The sequence below is a fragment of the Lonsdalea britannica genome, assembly GCF_946477055.1.
GTDB classification, from domain to species: Bacteria; Pseudomonadota; Gammaproteobacteria; order Enterobacterales; family Enterobacteriaceae; genus Lonsdalea; species Lonsdalea britannica_A.
This window is the reverse complement of the sequence record NZ_CAMKXG010000229.1, coordinates 1-5,714: the sequence shown is the minus strand read 5'-3', so window position 1 is coordinate 5,714 and position 5,714 is coordinate 1. Positions and strand designations below refer to the sequence as shown.

The window sequence follows — 5,714 nt, the reverse complement described above, 5'->3', positions numbered from 1 at the left end:
CATCCCAGACTTACGAACAGCAAACCATTCATTTCGACGATCAGGTCGACGTTGTATATGAGCTGCAACGCCAGCCCTGATGTTCTCATTACACGGGCGTGGGGCTTACTGCGATCAAGGCTGACGCAGCACCCGACGCCCGTGATCCAATAACGCATCCGTCACTTTACGCATCATCCGGCTTTCCGGAGCGAAGCGATGCCAGTACAGCATCCGTCGCTGTAGCAGGCCCGGCGTGAGATCGATCAACTCGCCTTTAGCCAGCTCTCGTTCGATCTGCAGGTGGGGGATCATGCAGCAGGTGGTGCCCTGACGAGCCAGCTGCACAAAGGCTTCCGACGAGTTCACGATATGGCAGGGGACGCTGCCGGGCGAAAGGTCGAAATTCTGCTGTAAAAATGCCTGATGCATATCATCCAGATGGTCGAAAGCGACGGCGGGCGCGCGCAGCAAAGCGGAGCGGGTGACGCCGTTCGGGAAATAGCGTTTCGCGAATTCCGGAGAGGCGACGAACAGGTAGTCCAATGCGCCTAGCGCGTCGACCAGACAACTGGGCAACGGTTGGGGTTGAATACTGACCGCGCCGACCACCTCACCGCGACGCAAACGCTCCTGCGTACGTGTCTCATCTTCCACCTGCAGATTCAGACGAATCGGCGAGTCCGCCAGTACCGACTGCAATGCCGGCAGCAGCCAGGTCGCCAGACTGTCGGCGTTGACCGCGAGTGATAGCAGGAGAGGGGCCTCGCTGCTGTTTTCATCGCCGAGCCACTCTTCTTCCAGCAGTTCCACCTGATGCAGCAGCGCCAACAGCTTTTGCCCTTGTTCTGTCGGGCGGGGCGGGATCGTTCTGACTAACAGCGGCTGACCAAAGAGATTCTCAAGCTGCTTGATGCGCTGCGAGACGGCGGATTGAGTAATACAGAGTTTCTGTGCAGCGCGTTCGAAGCCACGCTCGCGGATTACGGCGTCCAGGGCCTGAAGAGTGCGATAGTCCGGGCGTTTCATGAAGGGGGAAAGTTCCTGTGAATAATATTACTCTTTTCACTATGCCATAATTTTTCGCGTCACCTCTCTAATAAATGACGCTTTTACCTGCGAACTCCTGAAATTTATGTCGACGCAAACGCTAAATCACGCCTTTTCGGCAACGTCTGCTTTATAATACGCGCACTTTTTAAAGCAACAGGCAATCAGACCATGACACAGGATGAACTGAAAAAAGCCGTCGGCTGGGCCGCGCTGGACTATGTGCGCCCCGGTACTATCGTCGGCGTAGGCACAGGCTCGACGGCGGCGCATTTTATTGATGCGTTGGGCACCATGAAAGATCAGATCGAAGGCGCCGTCTCCAGCTCGGACGCCTCCACCGCCAAGCTGAAAAGCCTCGGTATTCCGGTGTTTGATTGCAATGAAGTGGATGTGCTGGACGTGTATGTGGACGGCGCGGACGAAATCAATGGCCATATGCAAATGATTAAAGGGGGCGGGGCTGCGCTAACGCGTGAGAAAATCGTCGCCGCCATCGCCCGGCAGTTCGTCTGTATCGTCGATGCCACCAAGCAGGTGGATATTCTGGGGCGTTTCCCGCTGCCGGTTGAGGTGATCCCTATGGCGCGATCTTATGTTGCGCGGGAACTGGTCAAGCTGGGCGGGCAACCGGAGTATCGTCAGGGCGTCGTGACCGACAACGGGAATGTCATTCTGGATGTGCATAACCTGGATATCTCCGATGCGATTGCGATGGAAAATCGAATCAACGGCATCGCCGGGGTGGTGACAGTTGGTCTGTTTGCCAACCGTGGCGCGGATGTTGCGCTCGTGGGAACGCCGGAAGGCGTGAAAACGGTCAAACGAAGCTCGTGAGTCAGTTCCTTTGATAACCTCTCGTCACCTCTCTCTCCGGCCTGTTCGTCAGGCCGGATTTGTGGAAATCAGGCGCATTTTTTTTACCCGGCATTTTTGGTGCTTAATATCACTTTTTCTTATTTGGCACGGCCACTATATGGTCGGCTTCTTATTTAGCAGCATTTTTTGCCACAAATGTCGCTTTACGCTGCCGCTTCTGTGCGCCGACAGGCAATCGTTTGTATTGCCGCCCGCGTAATTTTTGTTATGTTTGCAGGCAATGGTTTTGCAAACCGTCACATCTGAAGTCTGAAAAATAAGGTCGGGAAATGGCAAAGGTATCACTCGAAAAAGATAAAATTAAATTTCTGTTATTAGAAGGCGTACACCAGAATGCGGTCGATAACCTGCGTTCCGCCGGATACACCAACATCGAATACCATAAAGGCGCGTTGGACCCGGAAACGCTGAAAGAGTCGATTCGCGACGCGCATTTCGTCGGCATTCGTTCTCGCACGCACCTGACCGAAGAGATCTTCGCGGCCGCGGAGAAACTGGTTGCCGTCGGGTGTTTCTGCATTGGCACCAACCAGGTTGAATTGCCGTCCGCCACCAAGCGCGGTATCCCGGTCTTTAACGCGCCTTTCTCCAACACCCGCTCCGTTGCTGAACTGGTCATTGGCGAACTGCTGCTGATGCTGCGCGGCGTCCCTGGGGCCAACGCGAAGGCACACCGCGGCGAATGGCACAAACAGGCCGTTGGCAGCTACGAAGCCCGTGGGAAAAACCTGGGGATTATCGGCTATGGTCATATCGGGACTCAGCTGGGTATTCTGGCCGAAAGCCTGGGTATGCACGTTTATTACTACGATATCGAAAGCAAGCTGTCTCTGGGCAATGCGCAGCAGGTTAACCAGCTGTCTGATCTGCTGAAAATGAGCGATATTGTCAGCCTGCACGTTCCGGAAACCGACAGTACGCAAAACATGATCGCGGCCAACGAACTGGCTCAGATGAAGCCGGGCGCCATGCTGATTAACGCCTCACGCGGTACCGTGGTAGATATTCCTGCTCTATGTGAAGCCCTGAGCAGCAAACATCTGTCCGGCGCGGCAATCGACGTCTTCCCGCAAGAGCCCGCATCCAACAAAGAGCCGTTCCTGTCGCCGCTGTGCGAATTTGATAATGTGCTGCTGACGCCGCATATCGGGGGCTCTACTCAGGAAGCACAGGAAAACATCGGTGGGGAAGTGGCCAGCAAACTGGTGAAATACTCCGACAACGGCTCTACGCTGTCTGCGGTGAACTTCCCTGAGGTGTCACTGCCGACGCACAGCGCACGCGCCAGCCGTCTGCTGCACATTCATGAAAACCGTCCGGGTATCATGACCCAGCTGAACACCATTTTTGCCAACGAAGGCATCAACATCGCCGCACAGTATCTGCAGACCAGCGCTGATATTGGCTATGTCGTGATTGATGTGGTCACCGACAGCGCTGATACCGCGCTGCAGTTGATGAAATCTATTCCGGGCACCATTCGCGCCCGTCTGCTGTACTGATTGCTATCGTCGTCATGAAGGATAGAAAACCGGCCCTGTGAGGGCCGGTTGTGTTTTTATTCGTAGTCGATGACGATTTTGCCCTGAGTATGTCCTTCCAGCACCGTTTTGTGCGCGGCGGCGAGGGTTTCCGTCGTTAATCCCTTCAGCACTTTGCTGGCGGTTCCTTTCAGTTTGCCTTCGTCGACGTCACGAGCGACCTGCTGCAAAATGTCTCCCTGACGAGCAATGTCCGGCGTGGTGTACATGCTGCGGGTAAACATGAACTCCCAGTGCAGGGCGGCGCTTTTCAGTTTGAGCTGGGTTTGGTCCAGCGGATGCGCGTTTTCTACGATGGTGCAAATTTGGCCCAAAGGCGCAATCAACTGCCCGATGGCATCCCAGTGACCGTCGGTATCGTTAAGGCAGAAGATATAGTCCACCTGCTCGAAGCCTTGCTGTTTGACCGTGTCTACCAGATTGCGGTAGTTCACCACGTGGTGCGCGCCACGCTGCTTGCACCATTCGACGGACTCCGGACGGGAGGCGGTGGTGATGATGGTGACCTTGCTATGTAATGCCGCGAGGGAGATAGCCATAGAGCCTACGCCGCCGGCACCGCCGATAATCAGCAATGTTTTTCCCGCCTCCGCATCCTGAATACGCAGGTGTTCAAACAGCCCTTCCCAGGCGGTCAGCGAGGTCAGAGGCAGAGCCGCAGCGGAAGCCCAGTCCAGCGTCTTGGGTTTATGCGCAGCAATGCGCGAGTCGATTAATTGATGGGTGGTGTTGCTACCGGGACGGGTGATATCGCCGGCATACCAGACCTCGTCGCCTTCCTGAAAACCCGATACGGCCTTACCCACCTTCAGCACGACGCCGCTGGCGTCCCATCCCAGAATTCGCGGGGCTTTCAAGCCGTCGGCGCGCAGCATGGCATGCACTTTGGTGTCGACTGGGTTGATGGAAACTGCTTTGACGGCAACCAAGAGATCGTGGTCGCCGGGAGTCGGAATGTCCTGAGTGATTTCGATAAAGTTTTCCGGTTGTTTAGGATCAACCGCGATGGCTGTTGCTGTCATAGTGAGCTCTCCCGTTGTGCAAGGTGTTGGAGTCGATATAAGCGTACAACACAGTGTAGAACGGCAAAGGGGTGCTGATAAGGTGTACAATAAATAACGCAGTGTTCGGATAAGAAGAACAATTATGTTTAACCAACTTAAAGACATGGCGCTGTTTGCCTTGGTCGCGGAAAGCGGTAGCTTCACGCAGGCCGCGCAGCGGGCGGGTATGGCGAAGTCGAGTTTGAGTCAGCGCGTCAGCCTGTTAGAACAGAGGCTGGGACTGCGATTAATGAACCGCACCACCCGGAAAATCAATCTCACCTTCGCGGGCGAGCGCTATCTGATTCATTGTCAGGAGATGCTGCAGGCACAGGAGCGTGCGGATCTTACGATCCAGCATTTGCGGGATAATCCGAGCGGCCGGTTACGCATTACCAGCCCGGCAGGCGTGGGAGCAACCCTGCTGGCGGAATTGACAGCGGAGTTTCAGCAGCGTTTCCCTGCGGTCATGCTTGAAGTCTCGGTATCGGATACCGTGGTCGATCTGGTAGCCGATGGGTTTGACATTGGCTTGCGCACCGGTAAACCACAGGATTCATCGCTGATAGGCCGAGCTCTGGGATTAACGCCGCGTTATCTGGTGGCGTCCGTCGGTTATCTGGAACACGCGGCTCCGCTGATGCACCCTCGCCAGTTACAGGAGCACTGTTGCATCGCGCATCGCGCCTGGACCGAGTGGGTTCTGCACCGGGAAAAAGAGTATTACCAGTGTCTGTTGCCGCGTTCCCATGTCACGGATAATTTGCTCTACGCTCGCGCATGTGCGATTGCCCATGGCGGCATTACCCTGCTTCCCGAGTTTCTGAGTCGGGACGCTATCGCGGCGGGAACGTTGATGAGGGTGTTGCCGCAATGGCAGGCCGAGCCTAACGATATGTATCTGGTCTATCCCAGTCGTAAGCTGAACTCCCCCGCCTTGGCTTGTTTCATTGATTTTGTATTGCAACATGAGGCTTTCTTTCCGCAGGTCTCTGAGAGTTAACGCCACGGATACCGTCCCATTTCTGAGTGATGGCACGATATGACAGGAAAGTCCCGTTAGCGCTTGGCGAATGGCGAGGTAGAGAGCCCGCGGGGGCGTCTGATATTGCGTTTATCAATGTGGACGATAGCCTTGCAGACCCAAGACCCAAGACCCAAGACCCAAGACCCAAGACCCAAGACCCAAGACCCAAGACCCAAGACCCAAGACCCAAGACCC

General features: G+C 55.4%; 5 protein-coding genes and 1 pseudogene. 4 read left to right on the top strand and 2 right to left on the bottom strand.

The window, feature by feature from the left end; translation table 11 throughout:
• Positions 1-80: pseudogene (locus Q7O77_RS13870) on the top strand (oxidative stress defense protein); the annotation flags it as partial.
• A gap of 34 nt (positions 81-114) precedes the next feature.
• Here the strand turns inward: Q7O77_RS13870 and Q7O77_RS13865 are convergent.
• A complete protein-coding gene (locus tag Q7O77_RS13865; protein WP_085651279.1) occupies positions 115-1,008 on the bottom strand; it encodes a LysR family transcriptional regulator ArgP in 894 nt (297 codons plus the stop codon).
• A gap of 192 nt (positions 1,009-1,200) precedes the next feature.
• On the opposite strand from Q7O77_RS13865, the gene rpiA reads away from it, so the two are divergent.
• Complete coding sequence (gene rpiA, locus Q7O77_RS13860; RefSeq protein WP_085651280.1) at positions 1,201-1,866, top strand: ribose-5-phosphate isomerase RpiA; 666 nt, start codon at positions 1,201-1,203, stop codon at positions 1,864-1,866.
• A gap of 311 nt (positions 1,867-2,177) precedes the next feature.
• Positions 2,178-3,410 carry a phosphoglycerate dehydrogenase gene (gene serA, locus Q7O77_RS13855; protein ID WP_085651281.1) on the top strand — a complete coding sequence of 411 codons (1,233 nt, stop codon included), beginning with the start codon at positions 2,178-2,180 and terminating at the stop codon, positions 3,408-3,410.
• Between the two features lie 56 nt (positions 3,411-3,466).
• On the opposite strand, the gene Q7O77_RS13850 is transcribed toward serA, so the two are convergent.
• Positions 3,467-4,471 carry a zinc-binding alcohol dehydrogenase family protein gene (locus tag Q7O77_RS13850; RefSeq protein WP_304168387.1) on the bottom strand — a complete coding sequence of 335 codons (1,005 nt, stop codon included), beginning with the start codon at positions 4,469-4,471 and terminating at the stop codon, positions 3,467-3,469.
• A 124-nt stretch (positions 4,472-4,595) separates the two neighbouring features.
• Here Q7O77_RS13850 and Q7O77_RS13845 point away from each other — a divergent pair, with 124 nt between their 5' ends.
• Complete coding sequence (locus tag Q7O77_RS13845) at positions 4,596-5,495, top strand: LysR family transcriptional regulator (protein ID WP_304168385.1); 900 nt, start codon at positions 4,596-4,598, stop codon at positions 5,493-5,495.
• Positions 5,496-5,714 lie beyond the last annotated feature (219 nt).

What these genes read in the sequence shown, in the direction of transcription:
- rpiA (WP_085651280.1), top strand. Translation starts at nt 1,201, where the DNA reads ATGACACAGGATGAACTGAAAAAAGCCGTCGGCTGGGCCGCGCTGGAC.
- Q7O77_RS13850 (WP_304168387.1), bottom strand. Translation starts at nt 4,471, where the DNA reads ATGACAGCAACAGCCATCGCGGTTGATCCTAAACAACCGGAAAACTTT.
- serA (WP_085651281.1), top strand. Translation starts at nt 2,178, where the DNA reads ATGGCAAAGGTATCACTCGAAAAAGATAAAATTAAATTTCTGTTATTA.
- Q7O77_RS13845 (WP_304168385.1), top strand. Translation starts at nt 4,596, where the DNA reads ATGTTTAACCAACTTAAAGACATGGCGCTGTTTGCCTTGGTCGCGGAA.
- Q7O77_RS13865 (WP_085651279.1), bottom strand. Translation starts at nt 1,008, where the DNA reads ATGAAACGCCCGGACTATCGCACTCTTCAGGCCCTGGACGCCGTAATC.